The organism is Pseudomonas sp. RC3H12, assembly GCF_018596375.1.
Classification (GTDB): domain Bacteria; phylum Pseudomonadota; class Gammaproteobacteria; order Pseudomonadales; family Pseudomonadaceae; genus Aquipseudomonas.
In genome coordinates this window covers 3,896,458-3,922,930 of record NZ_CP075595.1, presented here as the reverse complement: position 1 = coordinate 3,922,930, position 26,473 = coordinate 3,896,458, and the positions used below count along the sequence as shown (strand labels likewise).

The following is a 26,473-nucleotide window of genomic DNA, read 5'->3' as shown; positions in this document are numbered from 1 at the left end:
CGATATTCGTTCCTGTTATCCGATCCGGGGGCTCACACGACCATGAACAGCACGGCGACGAAGATGCTCGCGGCCGAGAAGGTCATGGTCCGCGAGGACCAGGTGTTGAACCATTGTTGAAAACTTGCGAGGTCGCGCTTGAGGGCAGTGGGCTGGCGGGTCCAGGACTGCTTGTCGAGGCGGAAGAACACGTAGATCTTCATCACCGCGCCGACGATCTGGTTGTAATAGAGAATCAGCGGGTAGGCGGGGCCTACGTTGTGGCCCGAGCACAGCAGCATGATGGTGAGGATCAGGCGGGTGATGCCGATCCACAGCAGGTACACCAGCAGGAACTGCAGGCCGAACTTGAAGCTGGCGATCACCGCCACGGTCAGGCCCAGCAGGCTGGTCCACATCGACACGCGCTGGTCGAGCAGGACGATGCTGGTGAACAGCCCCAGGCGCTTGAGGCCCAGGCCCAGGGCGCGGGAGTTCTGCCGCAGGTTGTTGCCGTACCAGCGGTACATCAGCTTGCGGCTGGCCTTGACGAAGCTTTTCTCCGGCGGGTGCTCCACCGTGTTGATCGCCGCGTCAGGCACGTAGAAGGTGTCGTAGCCCAGGCGCATCAGGCTGAACCAGCTGGACTTGTCGTCGCCGGTAAGGAACTTGAAGCGGCCCAGGCGCCAGTGCATCAGCGAGTCGCTTTCGACGTCGGCGATGAACTCGGGGTTGGTCACCACGCTGGCGCGAAACATCGACATGCGTCCGGTCATGGTCAGCACGCGCTTGCTCAGGGCCATGGAGCACATGTTGATGTGGCGCTGGGCGAAGCGCAGCTTGTGCCATTCGCTCATGATGTAGCCGCCGCGCACTTCGCAGAACTCGTTGGTGGTCAGGCCGCCGACGTTGGGGTAGAGCTTGAACCACGGCACGGTCTTGCGCACCACGCCTTCGGCCAGCACGGTGTCGCCGTCGATCACCGCCACCACGGCGTTGTCGTCCGGGAGCATCCGCGAGATGGCGCGAAAGCCATAGGCCAGGCCATCGCGCTTGCCAGTGCCGGCGATGCGCACGATGTCCAGGGTGACGTGTCCGGGCGGGTTGTACTTGGCCCACAGGCTCTTGACCAGCAGCTCGTCGGACTTCTCCACCAGCGAGCAGACCACCGTGGTGGGGAAGCCGCAGTCGATCGCCTCGCGGATCACCGAGCTGTACACCTGGGCAGTGGTCAGCGCATCGATGCGGAAGCTGGTGACCATCAGGTACACATGCGACGGGTCGGCGGCCTTGCCGAGCTTCTGCACCTTGCGGCGCAGGTATGGGTAGACCAGGTAGAGGAAGATCATGCCGCGGATGAAATGGGTGGCGCCCATGGAGTAGCGCCAGATGCCGACAGCGCCGACCAGGAAGATGAAGTGCTTCGACTGCGAATCGAAGATATCGCTGGGCAGGGCCAGGGCGATCAGCATGAGCAGGCTCATGTAGAGCAGCCAGCCGGCGCACTGCAACAGCACTGTCTGGAACCTTTGCATGTTCGGCATCCGTCGAGAATTCGGGGTGGGGAGGGCGGCGCGCTGGGGAGGGACGCGCCGCCCGACCGGGTTTACCAGCAGATGCCTTCGGTGCGGCTGGTGGTGCAGGTCGGCTTGCTCATGAAGCCGACCAGGTCGATCACTTGCTTGCCGGCCGGTGCCTGTTGGGCCAGGGCGCGGAACTTCTCATCACGGTTGCCCAGCACGATGATGTCGGCGTCGTTCACCACCTGCTCGAAGTTGGCGTTGAGCAAGGAGGACACATGCGGAATCTTCGATTCGATGTATTCCTTGTTGGCGCCGTGCACCCGGGCGTACTCGACGTTCTGGTCGTAGATGTCCAGCTGGTAGCCCTTGCCGATCAGGCGCTCGGCCAGCTCCACCAGTGGGCTTTCGCGCAGGTCGTCGGTACCGGCCTTGAACGACAGGCCGAGCAGGGCGACCTTGCGCTTGTCGTGGCTTTCGATGATGTCGAAGGCGTTCTGCACCTGGGACTCGTTGCTGCGCATCAGCGAGTCGAGCAGCGGCGCCTTCACGTCCAGGCTCGAGGCGCGGTAGGTGAGGGCGCGCACGTCCTTGGGCAGGCACGAGCCACCGAAGGCGAAGCCGGGGCGCATGTAGTACTGCGACAGGTTGAGCACCTTGTCCTGGCAGACCACGTCCATCACATCGCGACCATCGACGCCGACTGCCTTGGCGATATTGCCGATCTCGTTGGCGAAGGTGACCTTGGTCGCGTGCCAGACGTTGCAGGTGTACTTGATCATCTCGGCCACTTCGATCGGCTTGCGGATCACCGGGGCATCGAGTTCTTCGTACAGGGCTTGCAGGACGTCGCCGCTGGCGCTGTCCAGTTCGCCGATGACGGTCATTGGTGGGTGGTCGTAGTCCTTGATCGCGGTGCTTTCGCGCAGGAACTCGGGGTTGACCGCCACGCCGAAATCGACACCGGCCTTCTTGCCCGAGCAGTCCTCGAGGATCGGGATCACCACGTTCTTGACGGTGCCCGGCAGCACGGTGCTGCGTACCACGATGGTGTGACGGCGGTCGGTGTCGCGCAGCACGTAGCCGATCTCGCGGCACACCGACTCGATATACTCCAGGCCCAGGTCGCCGTTCTTCTTGCTCGGCGTGCCGACGCAGATCATCGACACATCGCTGGCGCGGATGGCTTCGGCGAAGTCGGTGGTGCCACGCAGGCGGCCTTTGGCGATGCCTTGCTGCAGCAGAGCTTCCAGGCCCGGTTCGACAATGGGCGACTTGCCCTGGTTGATCAGGTCGATCTTGGTGCTGGACACGTCCACCCCAATCACGTCATGGCCTCGTGCCGACAGGCAACCGGCACAGACTGCACCCACATAACCCAAACCAAAGATGCTGATACGCATCGCATTCACCTCGTGTGTTTATCACGCCAGCCCTTCAGCGAAGAGCCGACCGGGTTGATTGACCAGCAGTTTTCGGGCGCACGGTTCCATGGCGAATTGACACTTCACCGAACGCAGGCATGAATAAATCCGGAGCGCAAAAACTTATGCACTCAAAGTTGGCAGTCAAAGGCCAATATTTAAAAGGCGTGCCCTGAAATGCAGCCGTCTTTATTGCAAATCGCCATTCGCGAATTGCTGTGCTTGTTCTTTCAAGTGGATAAATCCTTTGAAATCAACCACTAGGACGATTTTAGGGGCGCTTCTCTCCTGCATGGATAATGGCTTCAGGCACTTCCTGTACCGCCGTTGAAGTTGTGGGGCCGATTGTGAATAGCGGCCCTTTGTCATCTGTAAGTCATTTCTCACGCTCAGCGCTTGAAACTCGTTACGGGTGCTATGAGCCATTGGGCGTAGCAGAAGTTCCTGGGGCGGTTCCGCCACGGTGAAAGATTTCTAAATATTTTTTCAGAGGAAAATACTTTCAATCTGATAGCACGCCACAGTTTCGTCCCCGTATATAAAGGGCGAAATCCCAGGGGGATGGTTATATGCCAGCATGCGAAAATATTTTTCAAAAATCGTCAAAAAACTACGAACGGTCTTATGGCGTTTTGCGATAAGGATGTGACTGATGATTTATTGACGCTGGAATTTTGGCTGATGGCGTTTTGCAGCGTGCCCCGTTGCAGGGCTGATGGGCTCATCGCGGGCTTGCCCCGCGATGAGCTGTAAAGCGGCGCTGAAAAAATCAGCCCTCAGCGTGATCGCGCAGGAATACCAGGTGGTCGGGTTTGGACTGCTCCGCGCTGTAGTAGTAGCCCTGCGCATCGAAGTGCTTGAGCTGCTCCGGGTCGTTGACCCGCTCCTGGATCACGAAGCGGCTCATCATCCCGCGGGCTTTCTTGGCATAGAAACTGATGATCTTGTACTGGCCGTTCTTCAGGTCCTTGAAGTCGACGTCGATCACCCGTGCCTTCAGGGCGCTTTTCTTCACCGCGCTGAAGTACTCGTTGCTGGCCAGGTTCAGCAGCACGTCGTCGCCCTGGTCGGCCAGGGCCTGGTTCAGCCACTCGCTGATGCGCGTGCCCCAGAAGGCATACAGGTCCTTGCCGCGGGCGTTGGCCAGCTTGGTACCCATTTCCAGGCGGTAGGGTTGCATCAGGTCCAGCGGGCGCAGCAGGCCGTACAGGCCCGAGAGCATGCGCAGGTGATCCTGGGCATAGCTGAAATCGTCCTCGCCCAGGCTTTCGGCAGCGAGCCCGGTGTAGACGTCACCCTTGAACGCCAGCAGCGCCTGCTTGGCGTTGGCCGGGGTGAAGTCTGGGGTCCAGCTGCCGAAACGCGCGGCGTTGAGGCCGGCGAGCTTGTCAGAGAGGTGCATCAGCTCGGCGATCTGCGCCGGCGACAGCTCGCGCAGTTGCACGATCAGTTCCTGGGAATCGTCCAGGTACTGGGGCAGGGTGTGGCGCTGGGTCACCGGCGGGGTGTCGTAGTCGAGGGTCTTGGCGGGGGAAATCACCGTCAGCATCGGGTCGGCTCCTGGAATCGTCGGGCGAATTCTACGGGGCTGCCGGCGCAACGCCAAACTATGGCGACGATAGTCAGCGAACATCGCCACAGGCAAGCGGCGGGCGTCGCGTTATAGTGCGCGGCATGCCTTCAAGGAGAATGCACATCGTGCGTATCGCGTTTGCCCTGTTCGCCGGGCTGCTGAGCCTGGGTGCGCAGGCGGCCCCGGCGAATTTCGTCAGTTTCGACCGTGACCTGTGGCCCGAGCAACTGAACAGCCCGGCGCTGTTCGACGTGGCGTCGCGGGCGGAAATCCTGTCGTTCGCCCGCGTGCTGCATGAAAGCGAGATGCTCGACGAGCCGGCGTTGAAGAGCCGCCTTGGCCTGCGCCAGGTCAACCTGAGCGTCGTGCGGGCCGTGCGTGCTCGTATGTGGCAGCGCCTGTGGACCAGTTATCAACAGGCGCAGCAGAGCTGCGAGCAGGATGCCTCGTTCTGCTACCCGGTTGAGTCCATGGCGGATCTACGCACGCAGGCGGCCGTTTTCGCCGATGATGTCGGCTCGTTCTACACCGAGTGGGTTGAGCCCAGTCATCAGTTTCATACCCGTTACCTGGATGAGCAACTGCGCAAGGCCGCGCTGTTCCCGCAGACCACCAGCGAAGTGGCCAAGCTCTCCGATCGTGAGCGCAATGGCGAGGAACTCAATGACCGGATGTTCCTGCTGACCTTCGTCAGCGGCCCTGCCCCTCAGGGCGGTAGCACCGATGCGCTGGCTGACTACCTGCGTCGGCAGAAGCTCGACGGGATTTTCTTCGTGCTCGGCAATCGCCTGCAGCAACGCCGCGATGCCGGCCCGCTGGGCGATCTGTATGCCGGCCAGTGCGTGGGTATCCAGGGCTGGGAATACCGCTCTCATGCCCAGTGGCAGGATTGGCAGGACTCGCTGCGGCGCAGCCAGGCGCGGGTGCAGGCCGACTTGGCCGAACAGTATGTACCGTTGTTCCGTCCGCCCTATGGCCAGCGACGCGCCGATGGCGAAGCGTTCCTGGACAGCCAGCAACTGCGGGTTTCTCTGTGGGACATCGACGCCCAGGATGACGGGCCGCTGACCGCCGAGGCCTCGGCGCAGCGGGTGCTGACGCTGATGCTGCTGTGGCGCAAGGGGGTGATCCAGTTCCGTGATGGCTTGCCCAAGGCCCAGCCGGCGCTGGAGTGGTTGTTGCAGCACACGGCCCAGAGCGGGATCGGTTGGGAAGGGTGTCGGGAGTACGCACGGCGGGGGTAGGCAGGGGCCGGGGGCTCAAGGCACGCTGGCTGTACACTGCGCCTCACGCTGCATCGACTCCAGGTTGCGTTCGATGGTCTCGCAGATCGTGTCCATCGGGATCTGATGCTCGCTGATGCGGAACGGGCTCTGCAGGTCCGTGCCGATCCGTTCGATCGCCAGCAGCATGAAGCCGACCACGGTCGAGGCCAGCGGCGTGAACCAGCCCAGCGATTCCACCAGCCCCACCGGCACGATCAGGCAGAACAGCGTGATGAACAGCCGTGGGAAGTACACATAAGGGTAGGGCAGCGGCGTATTGGCGATCCGCTCCATCCCGCCCTGGGCGTTGGACAGGTCCACCAGCGTCGACTCCAGGCGCGCCAGACGAATGCTGTCCAGCCGCCCGGCCTGGTATTCCTGGGCCAGCAGTGCCGCCGAGCCGCTGAGGATGTCGTTGGCGAAGTTGTTGGAGCGATTACGCCGTTCGAACTCGCCGGGCGGTATGAAGGCCATCAGCTCGTCCGGGCATTTCTCGTTCTTGAGGTGGGCGGCCAGGCAGTTCACATAGGCGATGTGCCGGCGCAGCAAGGTCGCCTTCACCGGGTTCGGCCCGTCAGCCGGGTCGTCGACCAGCGTCAGCACCTGCCGGGCGAAACTGCGTGAACTGTTCACCAGCGCCCCCCACAAGGTGCGTGCTTCCCACCAGCGGTTGTAGGCACTGCTGTTGCGAAAGCTCACCAGCACCACCAGCGCCGAGCCCAGCAGGGTGAGCGGGATCAGCGGCAGGCTGAACTTGCTGTTGAAGAACAGCATGAAGTCGATGGTGACCAGCACGTCCCAGATCAGCAGCCAGAACAGCGACCAGCCGATGTAGCCGAAGGTCTTGACCACCAGGCGGTACTTGCGGGCGAGGAGGGCTTTCACGTTGGGGGAACCTCGAAACGGGGGATGCAGGTTCCGACGTCTCGGGAGGGGATAAGGTTCGCTGGGATTCGTGGGCAGGTGTAACGTGGCTTTTCTGTTCAGCACTTAAGAAGAGGCCTACATCAAGTGGTAAGGCTTCTCTCGCGGCGATGGTTTAGGCTCATGACCCATTCACTTTGAGGAAGTCAGCATGACCAGTGAACTGACGTCATTCAAGATTGCGGATCTACTGGATTCAGAGGCAGCGATTCAGGAATACCTGTCACAGGTACTGGCCGAAGGTGACGCAGATGAAATCATGCGAGCCCAGTCCCATGTCCAGGCTGCACGCTTGCGCAATACAGATGGCTAGTCCAGCCAGATTCCTTGCACCCGGTCTTTTGTACTGCACTGTCGCACGGTGAGCAGAATTGCGAGCATCGTCAGCGTTGGGGGGCTTGACCCGCGATGGCTACAACGCAGCCTCAATCCAGGCCACACTGCACACCGGTAAACCATATCAACCTCAGCCCAACACCTGCTTCATCTGCACCAGCGCCACCCGGCTTCCATCCGGCGCCCGCCGCTCCTCGATCCCGAACGGTACAAAACCCAGCTGTGGATAAAGCAGCAACCCTGCGGTGTTGTGATTGAAACACGACACCCAGACCTCCCGCGCCGCGAATTCTTCGCGGGCCAGGGCGATCATGCATTGCACCAGGTAACGTGCCACGCCCTGACCCCGCGCAGCCGGCGCCACCACCACATTACCCAGCGCGCAGACACCGCCGTGTTCGGCTTTGTAGAAATTGGCGAAGCCAACGATCACGCCATCGGCCTCGATCACTGTCGAACCGCTGCGCTGGGTGATGGCTTCGCTCAGTTGTATGGGGGTAAGCGGGTAGGTGGCTTTGGGGAACATGTAAAACAGTTCCTCGGCGTCATGGGCAAAGCGGCAAATTACCGGGACATCGGCCGGTGTCACCGGGCGGTGGCTCAAGGGCATGGTGGCGATCCGTACTTGAATGGAGCTCCAGCATACGCCACGGCCTCACCATTGCACGCGCCCAGGGCGCGATTACCCGAGGCAGTAGAGGAGGGTGGAGCAGATGATCGTCTGATTGATCACCAGGCCAGTCGCAACCCAGGCGCCTGCCAGGGCAAGGGCGGTGAGTGGTGCTGCCCGCTTCGTCAAGCGCAGCGCCAGGCAGGCGCCGATCAGCGCCCCAGGCAAGCTGAACAGGTAGACGAACCACGCCATGACGTCGCCTCTTCCGCCCGTGAAAAACCAGAGGTAGAAAAGCGCCAGGTAAAGTGCCATCGCCAATGCTGTACCGCCGATCACCGGTCTTGGCGCCCTGAGGATCAACAGAATGATCAGGATAGCGGCTTGCGGTCCCCAGATATCGACGACATTTCCCCAGAAGAACCTATCGAATGGCGAGATGGTGGTGGTCACCGCCATGCCGCCGAGCAAACCAGGCAGCACGGTCCAGAGGTTTGTTCGCGTTCTTGTGATCAATTGCGGTAATGACATGCCATGGACTTCCTGTCGTTATGGCGGTGAAGGTTGTTCGCCGATAGCGTGCATTTACTTCACCTGTTTTCAGACACAAAAAAACCGACCATAAGGTCGGTTTTTTCTGGATCTTGGTGCCCCGAGGGAGACTCGAACTCCCACTCCTTTCGAAAACGGATTTTGAATCCGCCGCGTCTACCAATTCCGCCATCAGGGCTTGTGGCGCCGCAGTATAGAGAGGTCGCCCAAGGCGGTCAATCGGCTTTCATGGTCAATTTTCACGCATTGGGCTAAACTTCCCGGCCCTGTCGAACCCGAACATCATCATGCGCGTCGCCGATTTTTCCTTCGAACTCCCCGATTCCCTGATTGCCCGCCATCCACTGGCCGAGCGTCATGGCAGCCGCCTGCTGGTGCTCGACGGCCCCAGCGGCGAACTGGCCCACAAGCAGTTCACCGACCTGCTCGACTACCTGCGCCCCGGTGACCTGATGGTGTTCAACAACACCCGGGTGATCCCGGCGCGGCTGTTCGGCCAGAAAGCCTCCGGCGGCAAGCTGGAAGTGCTGGTCGAGCGCGTGCTCGACAGCCACCGCGTGCTGGCCCATGTGCGTGCCAGCAAGGCGCCTAAAGAAGGCGCGCAGATCCTCATCGACGGCGGTGGCGAGGCCGAGATGGTCGCCCGCCACGACACGCTGTTCGAGCTGCGTTTCAGCGAAGAGGTGCTGCCGCTGCTCGAGCGCGTCGGCCATATGCCGCTGCCGCCGTACATTGACCGCCCCGACGAGGGCGCCGACCGCGAGCGCTACCAGACCGTCTACGCTCAGCGCGCCGGCGCCGTGGCCGCGCCCACCGCCGGCCTGCACTTCGACGAGGCGCTGCTGGAAAAGATCGCCGCCAAAGGCGTTGAACGCGCCTTCGTCACCCTGCACGTAGGGGCGGGTACCTTCCAGCCGGTGCGGGTCGACAAGATCGAAGACCACACCATGCATAAAGAGTGGCTCGAAGTGGGCCAGGATGTGGTCGATGCCGTGCAGGCCTGCCGCGCCCGTGGCGGGCGGGTGATCGCCGTGGGCACCACCAGCGTGCGTTCGCTGGAGAGCGCGGCGCGCGATGGCGAGCTCAAGGCGTTCAGCGGCGACACCGACATCTTCATCTTCCCGGGCCGGCCGTTCCATGTGGTCGATTGCCTGGTCACCAACTTCCACCTGCCGGAGTCCACGCTGCTGATGCTGGTCTCGGCCTTCGCCGGTTACCCGGAGACCATGGCCGCCTACGCGGCGGCGGTCGCAAACGGTTACCGCTTCTTCAGTTACGGTGATGCCATGTTCATCACCCGCAATCCGGCGCCACGCGGCCCAGAGGATCAAGCATGAGTCGCACCTGTCGAATGTCGTTCGAACTGCTGGCCACCGACGGCAAGGCCCGTCGCGGCCGGCTCACCTTCCCCCGTGGCACGGTCGAAACCCCGGCCTTCATGCCGGTGGGCACCTATGGCACGGTCAAGGGCATGCTGCCGCGTGACATCGAGGCCATCGGCGCCGAGATCATCCTTGGCAACACCTTCCACCTGTGGCTGCGCCCGGGCACCGAGGTCATCAAGAAACACAACGGCCTGCACGATTTCATGCAATGGAAAGGCCCTATCCTCACTGATTCCGGTGGTTTCCAGGTGTTCAGCCTGGGCGCCATGCGCAAGATCAAGGAGGAAGGCGTGACCTTCGCATCGCCAGTGGACGGCTCCAAGGTGTTCATGGGGCCGGAAGAGTCCATGCAGGTGCAGCGCGACCTGGGCTCGGACATCGTGATGATCTTCGACGAGTGCACGCCGTACCCGGCCGAGCACGACGTGGCGCGCACCTCGATGGAGCTGTCGCTGCGCTGGGCCCAGCGCTCGAAGAACGCCCACGGCGACAACACCGCGGCGCTGTTCGGCATCGTCCAGGGCGGCATGTACCAGGACTTGCGCATGCGCTCGCTGGAAGCGCTGGTCAACATCGACTTCGATGGCCTGGCCATCGGCGGCCTGTCGGTGGGCGAACCCAAGCACGAGATGATCAAGGTGCTGGACTACCTGCCCGCGCAGATGCCGGCTGACAAACCTCGTTACCTTATGGGGGTAGGCAAGCCGGAAGATCTTGTAGAGGGTGTGCGCCGCGGCGTCGACATGTTCGACTGCGTGATGCCCACGCGCAACGCGCGCAACGGCCATCTGTTCGTCGATACCGGGGTGATCAAGATCCGCAACGCGTTCCATCGCCACGATGAATCGCCGCTGGATCCGACCTGCGATTGCTACACCTGCACCAACTTCTCCCGCGCCTACCTGCACCACCTGGACAAGTGCGGCGAAATGTTGAGCAGCATGCTGAATACCATCCACAACTTGCGCCATTACCAGCGCTTGATGGCCGGTTTACGCGAGGCTATTCAACAGGGTAAATTGGCCGCCTTTGTCGACGCCTTCTACGCCAAGCGCGGGCTTCCCGTTCCGCCTTTGGACTGACTGTTCGCAATCATTATTAGAAAATTCCATTAGGAGAGCCCAATGAGCTTCTTTATCCCCGCCGCCTACGCGGACGCAGCAGCCCCCGCCGCCGGCCCAGCCGGTACCGGCTTCGAGTGGATCTTCCTGGTCGGCTTCCTGGTCATCTTCTACCTGATGATCTGGCGCCCGCAGGCCAAGCGTGCCAAAGAGCAGAAGAACCTGCTGAGCAACCTGCAAAAAGGTGACGAAGTTGTCACCAACGGCGGCATCGCCGGCAAGATCGTCAAGGTTGCCGACGACTTCGTGGTCCTGGAAGTGTCCGACAATGTCGAGCTGAAGTTCCAGAAGGGCGCCATTGCCGCGACCCTGCCAAAAGGTACGCTCAAGGCTATCTGAGTTACCGGTTTCATTTTTCCAGTCGGGGCGCGCAAAGCGCCCCGCGTCTTGAACGGGCGGCGTGATGCTGAACAAATACCCTTTGTGGAAATACCTGCTGATCGTGGTGGTACTGGCGGTCGGCTTCATTTATTCCGCACCCAACCTCTACCCGGATGATCCGGCGGTGCAGATCAGCGGCGCCAGTTCCGCCCTGCATGTCAGCCAGGCCGATCTCGATCGCGTCACCAAGGCGCTGACCGATGCCGGCATCACCGTCAAAGGCGGCAGCCTGGGCGAGAAGGGCAGTGCCCTGGTGCGCCTGACCAACCAGGAAGACCAGCTGCCGGCCAAGGATGTGGCGCGCAAGGCTCTCGGTGACGACTATGTCGTGGCCCTGAACCTGGCCCAGACCACGCCGCAGTGGCTGCGCAACCTGGGTGCCAGCCCGATGAAGCTCGGCCTGGACCTGTCCGGTGGTGTGCACTTCCTGCTGGAAGTGGACATGGACAAGGCCATGACCGCGCGCATGAAAGTCTACGAAGGCGAGGTCAAGACCTTGCTGCGCAAAGAGCGCGTCCGCTACCGCAGCCTGCCGCAGCAGGACGGCGGGATCATGCTGGGCTTCGCCGACGATGCTACCCGCGAACAGGCCCGCAGCCTGATCCGCAAGAATTTCAGTGATTTCGACCTGACCACCACCGAGCGCAACGAGCTCGCCGTGTTGCGCCTGGCGCTGACCCAGGCCAAGGTCGCCGAGATCCGCGAATACTCCATCAAGCAGAACCTGACCACCGTCCGCAACCGTGTGAACGAGCTGGGCGTGGCCGAGCCGCTGGTGCAGCGCCAGGGTGCCAACCGCATCGTGGTCGAACTGCCGGGCGTGCAGGACACCGCCGAAGCCAAGCGTATCCTCGGCAAGACCGCCAACCTGGAGTTCCGCTTCGGCGCCGAGCCAGGCGCGTCCAAGGCCACCACCGAGGTGTTCGAGTTCCGCGAAGGCGGCCGCTCCGCTCCGGTCGAGCGCGGCCTGATCATCACCGGTGACCAGGTCACCGACGCCCAGGCCAGCTTCGACGAGCACGGTCGCCCGCAGGTGAACATTCGCCTCGACGGCCATGGCGGCGAGCTGATGAGCCGCGCCACGCGCAGCAACGTCGGCCGCAGCATGGCGGTGATCTTCATCGAGCAGAAGCCGGTGACCCGCTACCAGAAACAGGTGGTCGACGGCGTCGAGAAAGAAGTCGCGGTGCAGACCTTCCAGGAAGAGAAGAAGATCATCAGCCTGGCGACCATCCAGTCGCCGCTGGGCAGCCAGTTCCGCATCACCGGGCTGAATGGCCAGGGCGAGTCCTCCGAACTGGCCCTGCTGCTGCGGGCCGGTGGTCTGGCCGCGCCGATGTACTTCGCCGAAGAGCGCACCATCGGCCCGAGCCTGGGTGCCGACAACATCACCAAGGGTATTGACGCATCCCTGTGGGGCATGCTGTTCGTCTCGCTGTTCATCATCGCCATCTATCGCGCCTTCGGCGTGCTGGCGACCATCGCCTTGGCGGGCAACATGGTCCTGCTGCTGGCGCTGATGTCGCTGCTGGGGGCCACGCTGACCCTGCCGGGTATCGCCGGTATCGTGTTGACCATGGGTATGGCGGTGGACGCCAACGTGCTGATCTTCTCGCGGATCCGCGAAGAGATCGCCGCCGGCATGTCGGTGCAGCGCGCCATCCACGAAGGTTTCAACCGCGCCTACTCGGCGATCGTCGACGCCAACCTGACCACCTTGCTGGTCGGCGGCATCCTGTTCGCCATGGGTACTGGTCCGGTCAAGGGCTTCGCGGTCACCATGTCCCTCGGGATTTTCACCTCGATGTTCACCGCCGTCATGGTGACCCGCGCACTGGTCAACCTGACCTGTGGCGGGCGTGACATCAAGAAGCTGTGGGTTTGAGGGAGCTGCGATGAAAACCATCAACTTCATGGGCGTGCGCAATGTCGCGTTCGCCATCACCGTGCTCCTCACCGTGCTGGCGCTGTTCAGCTGGTGGCACAAGGGCCTGAACTTCGGCCTGGACTTCACCGGCGGTACGCTGATCGAGCTCACCTATGAGCGTCCGGCAGACCTGGAGAAGGTGCGTACCGAGCTGGTTGGCTCCGGCTTCCACGATGCCGTGGTGCAGAGCTTCGGCGCCACCACCGACCTGCTGGTGCGCATGCCGGGCGATGATCCACAGTTGGGCAACCGCGTGGCCGAGGCGCTGCAGAAGATCGGTGGCGATAACCCGGCCACGGTCAAGCGCGTCGAGTTCGTCGGCCCTCAGGTGGGCGAGGAGCTGCGTGACCAGGGCGGCCTCGGCATGCTCCTGGCCCTGGGCGGCATCCTCATCTACCTGGCGTTCCGGTTCCAGTGGAAGTTCGCGGTCGGCGCGATCATCTCGCTGATCCACGACGTGGTGGTCACCCTGGGCATCCTGTCGTTCTTCCAGATCACCTTCGACCTGACGGTGCTGGCGGCGGTGCTGGCGATCATCGGCTATTCGCTCAACGACACCATCGTGGTGTTCGACCGGGTGCGCGAGAACTTCCGCGTGCTGCGCAAGGCATCGCTGATCGAGAACATCAACATCTCGACCACCCAGACCCTGCTGCGGACCGTCGCCACCTCGGTGTCGACCTTGCTGGCCATCGCCGCGCTGCTGTTCTTCGGCGGTGACAACCTGTTCGGCTTCTCCCTGGCGTTGTTCATCGGCGTCATGGCGGGTACCTACTCGTCGATCTACATCGCCAACGTGGTGCTGATCTGGCTGAACCTGAGCAGCGAAGACCTGATCCCGCCGGTCAAGGCCGAGGGTGTGGACGAGCGTCCGTAAGGCTTGTCCTGCGCCGTCTGGCGTAAAGAAAGGCGCGAGTGTTGAACTCGCGCCTTTTTTTTTGCTCCAAGGCTGGGAGAAGGCGGGCCCTATGCCCGCGGGTACGATCAGGAGGTTCACGTGAACAAATCAATGCTGGTGGGTGCGGTTCTGGGTGCTGTCGGTGTGACTGCCGGAGGTGCTGTGGCGACCTACAGCTTGGTGAACAAGGGGCCTGAGTACGCCCAGGTCACTGACGTGCAGCCGATCAAGCAGCAGGTGAAGACGCCGCGCGAGGTCTGCAAGGACGTCACCGTGACGCGCCAGGCGCCGGTCAAGGACCAGCACCAGATCGCCGGTACGGTGGTCGGCGCCATCGCTGGTGGCCTGTTGGGTAACCAGATCGGCGGCGGTACCGGCAAGAAGATTGCCACCGTGGCCGGTGCGGTCGGCGGCGGCTATGCCGGCAACAAGGTGCAGGAGGGCATGCAAGAGCGTGACACCTACACCACCACGCAAACCCGTTGCAACACGGTCAATGACATCAGCGACAAGGTCGTGGGCTACAACGTGACCTATTCCATCGGTGATCAGGTCGGCAAGGTGAAGATGGATCATGAGCCGGGCTCGACCATCCCGCTGGACAAGAACGGCAAGCTGATCCTGAGTCAGAACCAGCCGGGGCAGTGAGCCTTTTGCGGATTCATCTCATGGAACTGTTCGCACCGTGATGATTTAGCAGGAACAGCGTGGGAGCGGGCTTGCCCCGCGATGCGGTGTATGGCACCGGCTTTGCCGGTGATCGCGGGTCAAGCCCGCTCCCACGCTGGTGATTTCCTAAAAACGGCGGCACAAAAAAAGCACCTCGAGAGGTGCTTTTTTTGTGCTCGCAATCGGCGCTTAGCGCTTCATGTGTTCCGGCAGGTGCGGCTGGATGGCAGTCAGCACGGCCTTGAAGCACTTGATGTTGCCCGCGACGATGTGGCCTTTCTCGAGGAATTCGTGGCCACCGTTGAAGTCGCTGACCAGGCCGCCCGCTTCCTGGATCAGCAGCACGCCTGCGGCCATGTCCCACTCGGACAGGCCCGACTCCCAGAAGGCGTCGAAGCGGCCGGCGGCGACATAGGCCAGGTCCAGGCTGGCGGAACCGGCGCGGCGGATGCCGGCGGTCTGGCCGGTCAGGGCGCGGAACATGCCCAGGTAGTTGTCCAGGTCGGCCATCTGGCTGTCACGGAACGGGAAACCGGTACCCAGCAGGGCGCCTTCCAGGCTGGTGCGCGAGCTGACGCGCAGGCGACGGCCATTGATCTGGGCGCCACGGCCACGGCTGGCGGTGAATTCTTCCTGGCGAACCGGATCGACGATCACGGCGTGCTCGAGGCGGCCGCGGTATTTGCAGGCGATGCTGACAGCGAAGTGCGGCACGCCACGCAGGAAGTTGGTGGTGCCGTCCAGTGGGTCGATGATCCACAGATAGTCCTTGCCTTCCTCGCCAGTGCCGGCGTGCAGGCCAGTTTCTTCGCCCTGGATGGAGTGGTTCGGGTAGGCCTTGCGCAGGGCTTCGACGATGACCTTCTCGGCGGCGCGATCAACCTCGGACACGTAGTCCTTGGCCTGCTTTTCGTCGACTTTGATGCTGTCCAGGCGTTCGATGGAGCGGAAAATCAGTTCACTGGCGCTGCGAGCGGCGCGCAGGGCGATATTCAGCATAGGCTGCATGGGAAGGTCACCTGGAGATGTTAAAGAGGAAAGCCGGCCATTCTAGCAGAAATCTTTGACGACAGAAGTGTCACATTTGCTTTCATGGCGTTACGCTGGTCGGTTCTGTAAGATCGAACCCTCCTTTTTCTGCATCCGAGAGCACGACACCTTGCTGCAAAATATTCGTGTTGTCCTGGTCAATACCAGCCACCCCGGCAACATCGGCGGCGCTGCGCGTGCCATGAAGAACATGGGCTTGTCGCGCCTGGTGCTGGTGCAGCCGAAAGAATTCCCGGCCGCCGATGCCTCGGCGCGCGCCTCGGGTGCCGACGACGTGCTGGCCGGCGCCCAGGTGGTCGACAGTCTCGAGCAGGCGCTGGTCGGCTGCAGCCTGGTCATGGGCACCAGCGCCCGCGAGCGCAGCATTCCCTGGCCGCTGATCGGCCCGCGTGAGTGCGGCACCAAGGCGGTGGAGCACGCCCTGGGCGGTGAGGAAATCGCCCTGGTGTTCGGTCGCGAACACGCCGGCCTGACCAACGAAGAACTGCAGCGATGTCACTTCCACGTGCACATTCCCTCCAATCCCGACTTCAGCTCGCTGAATCTGGCCGCCGCGGTCCAGGTGCTCGCCTACGAGGTGCGCATGGCCTCGTTGGCGGTGCCGGACGCGGCGCCCAAGGTCGAGAAGGCGGACGCCAATGAACTGGCGACCATGGACGAAATGGAGCTGTTTTATGACCACCTGGAAAAAACCCTGGTGGACATCGGCTTCCTCGACCCTGCCAAGCCCAAGCACCTGATGCCGCGCATGCGTCGGCTGTATGGGCGCAGCTCGGTCGAGCGTACGGAAATGAGCATTTTGCGCGGCATCCTCACCGAGACCCAGAAAGTTGTCCGGGGCGAGCCGCATAAACGGAAGGACTGAACGATGTTCGAGCGTCTGCGTGAAGATATTCAAAGTGTTTTCCATCGTGACCCCGCCGCGCGCAATGCCTTCGAGGTGTTGACCTGCTACCCGGGCATGCACGCCATCTGGCTGCACCGCCTGGGCAATGCCCTGTGGAAGCGCGATTTCAAGTGGCTGGCGCGCCTGGTGTCGAACTTCGGCCGCTGGCTGACCGGTATCGAAATCCACCCGGGCGCGACCATCGGCCGGCGCTTCTTCATCGACCATGGCATGGGCATCGTCATTGGCGAAACCGCCGAGATCGGCGACGACGTGACCCTCTACCAGGGTGTCACCCTCGGTGGCACCAGCTGGAACAAGGGCAAGCGTCACCCGACCCTGGAAAACGGCGTCGTGGTCGGTGCCGGGGCCAAGGTGCTGGGCCCGTTTACCGTGGGCGCCGGGGCCAAGATCGGCTCCAACGCGGTGGTTACCAAGGCGGTGCCGGCCGGCGCCACGGCGGTAGGCATCCCGGGGCGGATCATCGTCAAGACCGAGGATGACGCCGTCGAGGCCAAGCGCAAGGCCATGGCCGAGAAGATCGGCTTCGACGCCTATGGCGTCAGTGGCGACATGCCGGACCCGGTGGCGCGCGCCATCGGCCAGATGCTCGACCACCTGCAGGCCGTCGACGAGCGCCTGGAGGGCATGTGTGGCGCGCTGACCCGGATGGGCAGTGACTACTGCGCCAAGGAGCTGCCAGCGCTGCCCGACGACGACTTCGCCGAGGCCTGCGTCGAGCTGAAGCAGGGCGACACTCGGTCGCATTGATTGCGCCGGCCCGATACAAGGGGCGTGTGCTCGCGCCCCTTGTCTGCTACACTCGCGGCCGCCTCCCGCATGCATACCCGACTAAAGCACTAGGTCTTATAGTTGACTTAAATGCTCGGGAATCGCATACTCGCACACATCCTGTAACTCCCGTGGTACCCATACGCCATGCGACTGACTACCAAAGGCCGATACGCCGTGACCGCCATGCTTGACCTGGCGTTGCACGCGCAGCAGGGGCCGGTGTCTTTGGCCGATATTTCCGAGCGCCAGGGCATTTCCCTCTCTTATCTGGAGCAGCTGTTCGCCAAGCTGCGCCGCAGCAGCCTGGTATCCAGCGTTCGCGGCCCAGGCGGCGGCTACCAGCTGTCGCGAGGCATGGAAACCATCCAGGTGGCCCAGGTCATCGACGCGGTCAACGAATCGGTCGATGCCACCCGTTGCCAGGGCCTGGGGGATTGCCACGCCGGTGATACCTGCCTGACTCACCACCTGTGGTGTGACCTGAGCCAGCAGATCCATGAATTCCTCAGTGGCATCAGCCTGGCCGACCTCGTCATGCGCCGCGAGGTGCAGGAAGTCGCCCAGCGCCAGGACCTGCGCCGTGTCGCAGGCCGAACCGCCCAGCTGGACAAGATTGAGACGTCCGCCGTCGACTGAAATTGCAGCGACGAGCGACGCCACCGCCTGATAGGAGATACTCAATGAAGTTGCCGATCTACCTCGATTACTCCGCGACCACGCCGGTCGATCCCCGTGTCGCCCAGAAGATGGCCGAGTGCCTGCTGGTTGACGGGAACTTCGGTAACCCGGCCTCGCGCTCCCACGTGTTCGGCTGGAAAGCCGAGGAAGCAGTCGAGAACGGCCGCCGCCAGGTCGCCGAGCTGATCAACGCCGATCCGCGCGAGATCGTCTGGACCAGCGGTGCCACCGAGTCCGACAACCTCGCCCTCAAAGGCGTGGCGCACTTCTATCAGACCAAGGGCAAACACATCATCACCTCCAAGATCGAGCACAAGGCGGTCCTGGATACTGCTCGCCAGCTCGAGCGTGAAGGTTTCGAGGTCACCTACCTCGAGCCGGGTGAAGACGGCATCGTCACCCCGGCGATGGTCGAAGCCGTCCTGCGCGACGACACCATCCTGGTCTCGCTGATGCACGTGAACAACGAAGTCGGCTCGATCAACGACATCGCCGCCATCGGCGAACTGACCCGTTCGCGCGGTGTACTGTTCCATGTCGACGCCGCGCAGTCGGCCGGCAAGGTCGAGATCGACGTGCAAAAGCTCAAGGTCGACCTGATGTCGTTCTCCGCGCACAAGGTCTACGGCCCCAAAGGCATCGGCGCGCTGTACGTCAGCCGCAAGCCGCGCGTGCGCCTGGAAGCCATCATTCACGGCGGTGGCCATGAGCGCGGCATGCGTTCGGGCACCCTGCCGACCCATCAGATCGTCGGCATGGGCGAAGCCTTCGCCATTGCCAAGCAGGAAATGGCCGCTGAAAACGTGCGCATCAAGGCCCTGAGTGACCGCTTCTTCAAGCAGGTCTCGGACCTCGAAGAGCTGTACGTCAACGGCAGCCAGACCCAGCGCGTGCCGCACAACCTGAACCTGAGCTTCAACTACGTCGAAGGCGAGTCGCTGCTGATGTCGCTCAAGGACATCGCTGTTTCGTCCGGTTCGGCCTGCACCTCCGCTTCGCTCGAGCCGTCCTACGTCCTGCGCGCCCTGGGCCGCAACGACGAGCTGGCGCACAGCTCGATCCGCTTCTCCTTCGGTCGCTTCAGCACCGAGGAAGAAGTCGACTACGCCGCGCAGAAAGTCTGCGAGGCCGTCAACAAGCTGCGCGAATTGTCGCCGCTGTGGGACATGTACAAAGACGGCGTCGACATCTCCAAGATCGAGTGGGCCGCCCACTAAGCAGTCGCCGGCAAGAGCGGCTCCCTGATGAGGAAGGAATTGCACCATGGCATACAGTGAAAAGGTCATCGACCACTACGAAAACCCGCGCAACGTCGGCAAGATGAACGCCGACGATCCGGATGTCGGTACCGGCATGGTCGGCGCCCCGGCCTGCGGTGACGTGATGCGCCTGCAGATCAAGGTCAACGAGCAGGGCGTCATCGAAGACGCCAAGTTCAAGACCTACGGTTGCGGTTCGGCCATCGCCTCCAGCTCCCTCGCCACCGAGTGGATGAAGGGCAAGACCCTGGACGAGGCCGAGACCATCAAGAACACCCAGCTGGCTGAAGAGCTGGCATTGCCGCCGGTCAAGATCCACTGCTCCGTGCTCGCCGAAGATGCCATCAAGGCCGCTGTTCGCGATTACAAGCAGAAGAAAGGCTTGGTCTAAGTCGACTGCGAGGTAAGGAGTTCCGATGGCTATCAGCATGACAGAAGCCGCCGCCAACCACATTCGCCGCTCCCTCGACGGGCGCGGCAAGGGTGAGGGCATTCGCCTGGGCGTGCGCACCACCGGCTGCTCGGGCCTGGCCTACGTGCTGGAGTTCGTCGACGAGCTCGCCGCCGAAGACCAGGTGTTCGAGAACCATGGCGTGAAGGTCATCATCGACCCGAAAAGCCTGGTGTACCTCGATGGCACCGAGCTGGACTTCGTCAAGGAAGGGTTGAACGAAGGTTTCAAGTTCAACAACCCCAACGTGCGCGGTGAGTGTGGCTGCGGCGAAAGCTTCAACGTTTGAGGCTGGCTGTGGGTACTCTTTGCCATTTCGCCCTGTTCGACCTGCAACCGGCTTTCCGCCTGGACCTCGACCAACTGGCCGTTCGCTATCGCGAGTTGGCCCGTGAGGTCCACCCTGACCGCTTCGCCGACGCTTCCGAGCGTGAGCAGCGTGTCGCCCTGGAAAAGTCTGCAGCACTGAACGACGCCTACCAGACCTTGCGCAGCGCGCCGCGTCGCGCCCGTTACCTGCTGGCCATCGGTGGCCACGAAGTGCCTCAGGAAGTCACGGTGCATGACCCGGACTTCCTGCTGCAGCAGATGCAGTGGCGCGAAGAGCTCGAAGAGTTGCAGGACGAAGCCGATCTTGACGGTGTTGGTGTGTTCAAGAAGCGCCTCAAGGGTGCCCAGGACGCACTGAACAATGACTTCGCCGACTGTTGGGACGATGCAGCCCAGCGCGACAAGGCCGAGCGCCTGATGCGCCGCATGCAGTTCCTCGACAAGCTCGCCCAAGAAGTGCGCCAACTCGAAGAGCGCCTCGACGATTAACCCCGGCGTCGCCCGTGATGACGCCTAAGGTACTCAGATAAGCATGGCCCTACTGCAGATCGCCGAACCCGGTCAGAGCCCTCAACCGCACCAGCGCCGCCTGGCGGTGGGCATTGACCTGGGCACCACCAATTCTCTCGTCGCCGCCGTGCGCAGCGGGCGCAGCGAGCCGCTGCCCGATGACCAGGGCCAGGTGATCCTGCCCTCGGCCGTGCGTTATCTCGAAGGCCGCAATGAAGTGGGCCAGGCTGCCCGCGATGCCGCCTCCAGCGACCCGTTGAACACCATTCTGTCGGTCAAGCGCCTGATGGGGCGCGGCCTGGCCGACGTCAAGCAGCTGGGCGAGCAACTGCCGTACCGTTTCGTCGGTGGCGAGTCGCACATGCCGTTCATCGACACCGTTCAGGGTGCGAAAAGCCCGGTGGAAGTGTCTGCCGATATCCTCAAGGTATTGCGTCAGCGTGCCGAGGAAACCCTCGGTGGCGAGCTGGTGGGCGCGGTGATCACCGTGCCGGCATACTTCGACGATGCCCAGCGCCAGGCAACCAAGGATGCCGCCAAACTGGCCGGCCTCAACGTCCTGCGCCTGCTCAACGAGCCCACTGCGGCGGCCGTTGCCTATGGCCTGGACCAGAATGCCGAAGGCCTGGTGGCGATCTACGACCTGGGCGGCGGTACCTTCGATATTTCCATCCTGCGCCTGACCGGCGGTGTCTTCGAAGTGCTGGCCACCGGTGGCGATACTGCCCTGGGCGGCGATGATTTCGACCACGCCATTGCCGGCTGGATCATCGAGCAGGCGGGGCTTTCCTCCGACCTCGACCCGGCCACCCAGCGCCAGCTGCTGCAGGCTGCCTGCGCGGCCAAGGAAGCCCTGACCGACGCCGACGTGGTCGGGGTCAGCCACGGCGCCTGGCAGGGCGAGCTGAGCCGGGTGGCTTTCGACGCCATGATCGAGCCATTGGTCGCCCGCAGCCTCAAGGCCTGCCGTCGTGCCGTGCGTGACAGCGGCGTCGAGCTCGAAGAAGTCGGCGCGGTGGTCATGGTCGGCGGTTCGACCCGCGTGCCACGTGTGCGCGAGGCGGTCGGCGCACTGTTTGGCCGTACCCCGCTGACCTCGATCGACCCGGACCAGGTGGTGGCCATTGGTGCCGCGATCCAAGCTGATACCCTGGCTGGCAACCGTCGCGAAGGCGGCGAGCTGTTGCTGCTGGACGTCATCCCGCTGTCGCTCGGCCTCGAGACCATGGGCGGGCTGATGGAGAAGGTGATCCCGCGCAACACCACCATCCCGGTGGCCCGCGCCCAGGAGTTCACCACCTACAAGGATGGCCAGTCGGCCATGATGATCCACGTCCTGCAGGGTGAGCGCGAGCTGATCAGCGATTGCCGCTCGCTGGCACGCTTCGAGCTGCGCGGCATTCCGGCGATGGTGGCCGGTGCGGCGAAGATCCGTGTGACCTTCCAGGTCGACGCCGACGGCCTGCTCAGCGTCGCGGCCCGCGAGCTGGGTTCGGGCGTGGAATCGAGCATCCAGGTCAAGCCATCGTATGGCCTGACCGACGGCGAGATCGCCCGCATGCTCAAGGACTCGTTCGAGCATGCCGGCTCCGACAAGCACGCGCGCCAACTGCGCGAGCATCAGGTCGACGCCGAGCGCCTGCTCGAGGCGGTGCAGGGCGCCCTGGACGCCGATGGCGAACGCTTGCTCAGCAGCGACGAGCGCGAAGCGATCGAATTCCAGATGCAGGAACTACGTGATTTGCTGAGCGGCACCGATGGCGCTGCCATCGAGCAACAGACCAAGCGTCTGTCGCAGGTGACCGATGCATTTGCCGCCCGTCGCCTTGATTCGACGGTCAAAGCCGCACTGGCCGGGCGCAACCTGAATGAGATCGAGGAGTAATCGATGCCGCTGGTGACATTCCTGCCGCATGAGAAGTTCTGCCCCGAAGGGCTGACCGTGGAAGTGCCGTCCGGGACCAATATCCTGGAACTGGCCCACGACCATCACATCGAGATGGAAAGCGCCTGCGGCGGCGTCAAGGCCTGCACCACCTGCCATTGCATCATCCGCAAGGGCTTCGACTCCCTTGAGGAGGCCGATGAGCTGGAGGAAGACATGCTGGACAAGGCTTGGGGCCTGGAGGCGCAGTCGCGCCTGGGTTGCCAGGTGGTCGTCGGCGATGAGGACCTCACCATCGAGATCCCCAAGTATTCGCTCAACCACGCCGCAGAAGCGCCGCACTGAGGTTTTGTACATGAGTCTGAAATGGGTTGATGTACTTGAGATCGCCATCCAGCTTGCGGAAAGCAAGCCTGAGGTCGATCCTCATTACGTGAATTTCGTCGATCTGCGCGCCTGGGTGATGGCGCTGCCTGAATTCGATGACGATCCGTCGCGTTGCGGTGAGAAGGTTCTCGAGGCCATCCAGGCGGCCTGGATCGAAGAAGCCGACTGAGCGCACGCTGCAGGTTAGGCAATCCCCTGGAACCCGCGTATAATTCGCGGGTTTAATTTTTCGCAACACTCAATATTCTGGAGTTTTCCATGGCTGTTCAACGTACTTTCTCCATCATCAAGCCTGACGCCGTTGCCAAGAACGTCATCGGCGAGATCACCACTCGCTTCGAGAAAGCCGGCCTGCGCGTCGTCGCTTCGAAAATGAAGCAGCTGTCCAAAGCCGAAGCCGAAGGCTTCTACGCTGAGCACAAAGAGCGCGGCTTCTTCGGTGACCTGGTTGCCTTCATGACTTCGGGCCCTGTTGTTGTGCAGGTTCTGGAAGGCGAAAACGCCATTCTGGCCAACCGTGAGCTGATGGGCGCCACCAACCCTAAAGAAGCTGCTGCCGGCACCATCCGTGCTGACTTCGCCGAGTCGATCGACGCCAACGCTGTTCACGGTTCGGACTCCGAAGCCGCTGCCGCTCGCGAAATCGCTTACTTCTTCGCTGCTACCGAGGTAACCACTCGCTAAGCGAAGGCTTACGAGTGAGGGTGAATCCATGACGACATCGACTGACAAGATCAACCTGCTGGGGCTTACCCTGGCGGAAATGGAACAGTTCTTCGACTCAATCGGGGAGAAGCGCTTCCGTGCCGGTCAGGTGATGAAATGGATTCACCACTTTGGCGTCGATGATTTCGCCGCCATGACGAACGTCGGCAAGGTCTTGCGCGAAAAGCTCGAGGCCGTTGCCGAAATTCGGGGCCCGGAAGTGGTCAGCGAAGACATTTCCGCCGACGGCACCCGCAAGTGGGTGATCCGCGTTGCCTCCGGCAGCTGCGTCGAGACCGTCTACATCCCCACCGACGATCGCGGCACGCTGTGCGTGTCGTCGCAAGCCGGCTGTGCCCTGGACTGCAGTTTCTGCTCCACCGGCAAGCAAGGCTTCAACAGCAACCTCACCGCCGCCGAAGTGATCGGCCAGGTGTGGCTTGCGAACAAATCCTTCGGGACCGTCCCGGCCAAGATCGACCGCGCGATTACCAACGTGGTCATGATGGGCATGGGCGAGCCCTTGCTGAATTTCGACAATGTCATCGCCGCCATGAAGATCATGATGGAAGATCTGGGCTATGGCATTTCCAAGCGGCGCGTCACCCTGTCCACCTCGGGCGTGGTGCCGATGATCGACGAGCTGGCCAAGCACATCGATGTGTCCCTGGCCCTGTCGCTGCACGCGCCGAACGACGAGCTGCGCAACAAGCTGGTGCCGATCAACAAGAAGTACCCGCTGAAGATGCTGCTGGAGTCGTGCATGGGCTATATGTCCACCCTCGGCGGCAAGCGCGTGCTCACCATCGAGTACACCCTGCTCAAGGACGTCAACGACCAGCCCGAGCACGCCGCGCAGATGATCGAACTGCTGCGCGATGTGCCGTGCAAGATCAACCTGATCCCGTTCAACCCGTTCCCGCATTCCGGCTATGAGCGGCCGAGCAACAATGCCATCCGCCGCTTCCAGGACCTGTTGCACCACGGCGGCTTCAACGTGACCACGCGCACTACCCGCGGTGACGACATCGACGCCGCGTGCGGTCAGCTGGTGGGCCAGGTCAACGACCGCACCCGCCGCAGCGAGCGCTACATCGCGGTGCGCCAGTTGGCCGCCGACGAGCCGCAAGACAGCGCCGCGCGCCCCTGACGAGCATCTGCCCCATGAGCCTGCGCATCGCGCTGTCGATCCTGACGCTTTCGCTGCTGGCCGGCTGCGTGTCCGGAGGCGCGGGCGACCCCCTGGCCAACCGCCAGGGGCGCGAGGCGGCGGGGCAGGCCTATGTACAGTTGGGCTTGGGTTATTTGCAACAAGGTTTGACCGAACGCGCCAAGGCCCCTCTGGCCAAGGCCCTGGCCCTCGACGCCCGCGACGCCGATGCCCATGCCGCGCTCGCCCTGGTGTTCCAGGCCGAGGATGAGCCCGCCCTGGCCGGCGAACATTTCGACAAAGCCCTGGCCATCCGCCCGGACGACTCGCGAATCCGTAACAACTACGGCAGTTTCCTATATGCTCAGGGCCGTTTCGACGAAGCCCACGTGATGTTCCTCCAGGCCGCCGCCGATACCCTGTATCCTGAGCGTTCGCGCGTCTACGAGAACCTCGGGCTCACCGCCTTGAAGCGGGGGCAGGGCGATCAGGCCCGCGAGTACCTGGAAAAGGCCCTTCGGCTGAATCAGCGGCAACCGAAGGCTTTGCTCGAAATGGCTGAGTTGTCCTACGAAAACAGGCATTATGTGCCGGCCCGGAATTACTACGATCGATTCAGCCAGCTGAGCGACCAGAATGCCCGCAGCCTGCTGCTGGGCCATCGCCTGGCACTTGCCCTTGACGAGCAGGGCACCGCGGCCCGCTTGGGCCAGCAATTACAACGACTTTATCCCGGTACGCCGGAATATCAGCAATACCTGTCGGAGCAACGATGAAAGCCGCGCACACTGAAGTAGCAGCAGCGACTCGCCAGAACCCCGGTGACGTCTTGCGCCAGGCCCGCGAAAAACGCGAATGGAGCCAGGCCGAGGTCGCTCGCAAGCTCAACCTCACGGTATCTTCGCTGAACAACCTGGAAAACGGCGCCTTCGACAAGCTGCCCGGGCATACCTTCGCCCGTGGCTACATCCGCGCCTACGCCAAGCTGATGGACATGGACCAGGCGCCCCTGGTCGAGGCCTTCGACCAGATCACCGGGACCCATGCCAAAGGCAGTGAGGTGCACGCGCTCGGCCGTATCGAAGAGCCGGTGCGCCTGTCGCACAACATCCTGCGCGTGGTCAGCCTGTTGCTGCTGGTCGCCGTGGTCGGCGGCGGTTTCTTCTGGTGGCAGGACCAGAGCAACCTGCGCGGCAAGGACCTGGCCAAGATCGCCCTGGAGCACGTCGAGGTCGAGAGCGCCGACGGCACCACGCAGATTCACCCGCTGGACGAGCCGGAAGACCAGGCCGTGAGCGAGGGCCAGCAGGCCGAAGGCCAGGCCCTGCCGCTGGAACCGAACAGCGCCGAGCAGACACCGGTCGCCGAGGCCCAGGCGCCAGTCGCCTCCGTGGCACCTGCAACGCCAGCCACCAGCACCGCGCCGACTGCCGCCGCGCCTGTGGCACCGGTTGTCGCGCCAGCCGCGCCTGCCGTGGTCACCCCCGCCGCGCCTGCCGCCGCCGCGCCAACCACAGCCGTCGCGGCCACCGCTGCGGTCGCACCGGCTGCGCCCGCTGAAGCCACGCCGGCCCCGGCCGGGAGCGCCAAGGTTCATATCCAATTCACCGCCGATTGCTGGACCCAGGTCACCGACGGCAACGGCAAGGTGCTGTTCAGCGCCATCAAGCGCAAGGGCGACAGCCTGGAACTGACCGGCAAGCCACCGTTCGCGGTGCGCCTGGGCTTCGCCCGCGGCGCCCAGGTGAGCTACAACGGCCAGGCGGTCGATGTCGCCCCGTTCACCAGTGGCGAAACCGCTCGCCTGAAGTTGGGACAGTAAG

Annotated in this window: 29 protein-coding genes and 1 tRNA gene; 22 read left to right on the top strand and 8 right to left on the bottom strand. The window is 62.9% G+C overall.

What is annotated here, in order from left to right:
- Nucleotides 1–32: 32 nt before the first annotated feature.
- The 3 genes from KHO27_RS17770 to yaaA all read right to left on the bottom strand — a co-directional run bounded on the left by KHO27_RS17770 (nt 33) and on the right by yaaA (nt 4,472).
- The gene (locus tag KHO27_RS17770; protein WP_173862416.1) at nt 33–1,514 is read right to left on the bottom strand and encodes a glycosyltransferase family 2 protein; all 1,482 of its coding nucleotides are present in this window, start codon (nt 1,512–1,514) and stop codon (nt 33–35) included.
- 71 nt (nt 1,515–1,585) lie between these two features.
- On the bottom strand, nt 1,586–2,902 hold the full coding sequence (locus tag KHO27_RS17765) for a nucleotide sugar dehydrogenase (RefSeq protein WP_102682091.1): 1,317 nt from the start codon (nt 2,900–2,902) through the stop codon (nt 1,586–1,588).
- A gap of 790 nt (nt 2,903–3,692) precedes the next feature.
- The gene (yaaA, locus tag KHO27_RS17760) at nt 3,693–4,472 is read right to left on the bottom strand and encodes a peroxide stress protein YaaA (protein WP_214500562.1); all 780 of its coding nucleotides are present in this window, start codon (nt 4,470–4,472) and stop codon (nt 3,693–3,695) included.
- A 149-nt stretch (nt 4,473–4,621) separates the two neighbouring features.
- On the opposite strand from yaaA, the gene KHO27_RS17755 reads away from it, so the two are divergent.
- Complete coding sequence (locus KHO27_RS17755) at nt 4,622–5,740, top strand: polysaccharide deacetylase family protein (RefSeq protein WP_111532167.1); 1,119 nt, start codon at nt 4,622–4,624, stop codon at nt 5,738–5,740.
- Between the two features lie 15 nt (nt 5,741–5,755).
- Here the strand turns inward: KHO27_RS17755 and KHO27_RS17750 are convergent, their stop codons facing one another.
- Nucleotides 5,756–6,646, bottom strand: coding sequence for a bestrophin family protein (locus KHO27_RS17750; RefSeq protein ID WP_111532086.1), 891 nt, complete (start codon nt 6,644–6,646; stop codon nt 5,756–5,758).
- 190 nt (nt 6,647–6,836) lie between these two features.
- Here KHO27_RS17750 and KHO27_RS17745 point away from each other — a divergent pair, with 190 nt between their 5' ends.
- Nucleotides 6,837–6,998 carry a helix-turn-helix domain-containing transcriptional regulator gene (locus tag KHO27_RS17745; RefSeq protein ID WP_102682088.1) on the top strand — a complete coding sequence of 54 codons (162 nt, stop codon included), beginning with the start codon at nt 6,837–6,839 and terminating at the stop codon, nt 6,996–6,998.
- 153 nt (nt 6,999–7,151) lie between these two features.
- Here KHO27_RS17745 and KHO27_RS17740 read toward each other — a convergent pair whose 3' ends face one another.
- The 3 genes from KHO27_RS17740 to KHO27_RS17730 all read right to left on the bottom strand — a co-directional run bounded on the left by KHO27_RS17740 (nt 7,152) and on the right by KHO27_RS17730 (nt 8,361).
- Nucleotides 7,152–7,631, bottom strand: a complete 480-nt coding sequence (locus tag KHO27_RS17740) for a GNAT family N-acetyltransferase (protein ID WP_110699958.1) — start codon at nt 7,629–7,631, stop codon at nt 7,152–7,154.
- A gap of 72 nt (nt 7,632–7,703) precedes the next feature.
- Nucleotides 7,704–8,162, bottom strand: coding sequence for a hypothetical protein (locus KHO27_RS17735; protein WP_214500561.1), 459 nt, complete (start codon nt 8,160–8,162; stop codon nt 7,704–7,706).
- A gap of 114 nt (nt 8,163–8,276) precedes the next feature.
- Nucleotides 8,277–8,361 (bottom strand) — tRNA-Leu (locus tag KHO27_RS17730).
- Nucleotides 8,362–8,470: 109 nt separating this feature from the next.
- Here KHO27_RS17730 and queA point away from each other — a divergent pair.
- From queA to KHO27_RS17700, 6 genes are all read left to right on the top strand, one after another.
- Entirely contained in the window at nt 8,471–9,520 is a 1,050-nt protein-coding gene (gene queA, locus KHO27_RS17725) for a tRNA preQ1(34) S-adenosylmethionine ribosyltransferase-isomerase QueA (protein ID WP_102682086.1), read from the top strand.
- A 14-nt stretch (nt 9,521–9,534) separates the two neighbouring features.
- Nucleotides 9,535–10,650 carry a tRNA guanosine(34) transglycosylase Tgt gene (gene tgt / locus KHO27_RS17720; protein ID WP_023629281.1) on the top strand — a complete coding sequence of 372 codons (1,116 nt, stop codon included), beginning with the start codon at nt 9,535–9,537 and terminating at the stop codon, nt 10,648–10,650.
- A 42-nt stretch (nt 10,651–10,692) separates the two neighbouring features.
- Nucleotides 10,693–11,028, top strand: a complete 336-nt coding sequence (gene yajC / locus KHO27_RS17715; protein WP_023629280.1) for a preprotein translocase subunit YajC — start codon at nt 10,693–10,695, stop codon at nt 11,026–11,028.
- Between the two features lie 64 nt (nt 11,029–11,092).
- Complete coding sequence (gene secD / locus KHO27_RS17710) at nt 11,093–12,955, top strand: protein translocase subunit SecD (RefSeq protein WP_110699954.1); 1,863 nt, start codon at nt 11,093–11,095, stop codon at nt 12,953–12,955.
- A 10-nt stretch (nt 12,956–12,965) separates the two neighbouring features.
- Nucleotides 12,966–13,874 carry a protein translocase subunit SecF gene (gene secF / locus KHO27_RS17705; protein ID WP_102682082.1) on the top strand — a complete coding sequence of 303 codons (909 nt, stop codon included), beginning with the start codon at nt 12,966–12,968 and terminating at the stop codon, nt 13,872–13,874.
- Nucleotides 13,875–13,994: 120 nt separating this feature from the next.
- Nucleotides 13,995–14,543: a glycine zipper 2TM domain-containing protein gene (locus tag KHO27_RS17700; protein WP_102682081.1), complete on the top strand. Its 549-nt coding sequence runs from the start codon at nt 13,995–13,997 to the stop codon at nt 14,541–14,543.
- A 210-nt stretch (nt 14,544–14,753) separates the two neighbouring features.
- Here the strand turns inward: KHO27_RS17700 and suhB are convergent, their stop codons facing one another.
- Nucleotides 14,754–15,572 carry a type III secretion system regulator SuhB gene (suhB, locus tag KHO27_RS17695; protein WP_046854248.1) on the bottom strand — a complete coding sequence of 273 codons (819 nt, stop codon included), beginning with the start codon at nt 15,570–15,572 and terminating at the stop codon, nt 14,754–14,756.
- A 151-nt stretch (nt 15,573–15,723) separates the two neighbouring features.
- Between suhB and trmJ the strand changes: the two genes are divergently transcribed.
- From trmJ to KHO27_RS17625, 14 genes are all read left to right on the top strand, one after another.
- A complete protein-coding gene (gene trmJ, locus KHO27_RS17690; protein ID WP_214500560.1) occupies nt 15,724–16,479 on the top strand; it encodes a tRNA (cytosine(32)/uridine(32)-2'-O)-methyltransferase TrmJ in 756 nt (251 codons plus the stop codon).
- Between the two features lie 3 nt (nt 16,480–16,482).
- Nucleotides 16,483–17,271: a serine O-acetyltransferase gene (cysE, locus tag KHO27_RS17685; protein WP_023630640.1), complete on the top strand. Its 789-nt coding sequence runs from the start codon at nt 16,483–16,485 to the stop codon at nt 17,269–17,271.
- A gap of 168 nt (nt 17,272–17,439) precedes the next feature.
- Nucleotides 17,440–17,931 (top strand): Fe-S cluster assembly transcriptional regulator IscR, encoded by a 492-nt coding sequence (gene iscR / locus KHO27_RS17680; RefSeq protein ID WP_023630639.1) that lies wholly within the window; start codon nt 17,440–17,442, stop codon nt 17,929–17,931.
- A 44-nt stretch (nt 17,932–17,975) separates the two neighbouring features.
- Nucleotides 17,976–19,190, top strand: coding sequence for an IscS subfamily cysteine desulfurase (locus KHO27_RS17675; protein WP_214500559.1), 1,215 nt, complete (start codon nt 17,976–17,978; stop codon nt 19,188–19,190).
- A gap of 46 nt (nt 19,191–19,236) precedes the next feature.
- On the top strand, nt 19,237–19,623 hold the full coding sequence (iscU, locus tag KHO27_RS17670) for a Fe-S cluster assembly scaffold IscU (protein WP_023630637.1): 387 nt from the start codon (nt 19,237–19,239) through the stop codon (nt 19,621–19,623).
- Nucleotides 19,624–19,648: 25 nt separating this feature from the next.
- Nucleotides 19,649–19,972: an iron-sulfur cluster assembly protein IscA gene (gene iscA, locus KHO27_RS17665; protein ID WP_023630636.1), complete on the top strand. Its 324-nt coding sequence runs from the start codon at nt 19,649–19,651 to the stop codon at nt 19,970–19,972.
- 8 nt (nt 19,973–19,980) lie between these two features.
- Nucleotides 19,981–20,502, top strand: coding sequence for a co-chaperone HscB (gene hscB / locus KHO27_RS17660; protein WP_102682078.1), 522 nt, complete (start codon nt 19,981–19,983; stop codon nt 20,500–20,502).
- 43 nt (nt 20,503–20,545) lie between these two features.
- Entirely contained in the window at nt 20,546–22,408 is a 1,863-nt protein-coding gene (gene hscA / locus KHO27_RS17655) for a Fe-S protein assembly chaperone HscA (protein WP_214500558.1), read from the top strand.
- 3 nt (nt 22,409–22,411) lie between these two features.
- Nucleotides 22,412–22,753 (top strand): ISC system 2Fe-2S type ferredoxin, encoded by a 342-nt coding sequence (gene fdx / locus KHO27_RS17650; RefSeq protein WP_046854253.1) that lies wholly within the window; start codon nt 22,412–22,414, stop codon nt 22,751–22,753.
- 10 nt (nt 22,754–22,763) lie between these two features.
- The gene (gene iscX / locus KHO27_RS17645; RefSeq protein WP_102682076.1) at nt 22,764–22,964 is read left to right on the top strand and encodes a Fe-S cluster assembly protein IscX; all 201 of its coding nucleotides are present in this window, start codon (nt 22,764–22,766) and stop codon (nt 22,962–22,964) included.
- A gap of 89 nt (nt 22,965–23,053) precedes the next feature.
- Nucleotides 23,054–23,479, top strand: a complete 426-nt coding sequence (ndk, locus tag KHO27_RS17640) for a nucleoside-diphosphate kinase (RefSeq protein ID WP_023630072.1) — start codon at nt 23,054–23,056, stop codon at nt 23,477–23,479.
- A 28-nt stretch (nt 23,480–23,507) separates the two neighbouring features.
- Nucleotides 23,508–24,650, top strand: coding sequence for a dual-specificity RNA methyltransferase RlmN (gene rlmN / locus KHO27_RS17635; protein WP_102682075.1), 1,143 nt, complete (start codon nt 23,508–23,510; stop codon nt 24,648–24,650).
- Between the two features lie 14 nt (nt 24,651–24,664).
- Nucleotides 24,665–25,426 (top strand): type IV pilus biogenesis/stability protein PilW, encoded by a 762-nt coding sequence (gene pilW, locus KHO27_RS17630; RefSeq protein WP_214500557.1) that lies wholly within the window; start codon nt 24,665–24,667, stop codon nt 25,424–25,426.
- A complete protein-coding gene (locus KHO27_RS17625) occupies nt 25,423–26,472 on the top strand; it encodes a RodZ domain-containing protein (protein ID WP_111532091.1) in 1,050 nt (349 codons plus the stop codon). The genes pilW and KHO27_RS17625 overlap by 4 nt, the downstream gene beginning before the upstream one ends.
- The last annotated feature ends 1 nt before the right edge of the window (nt 26,473 follow it).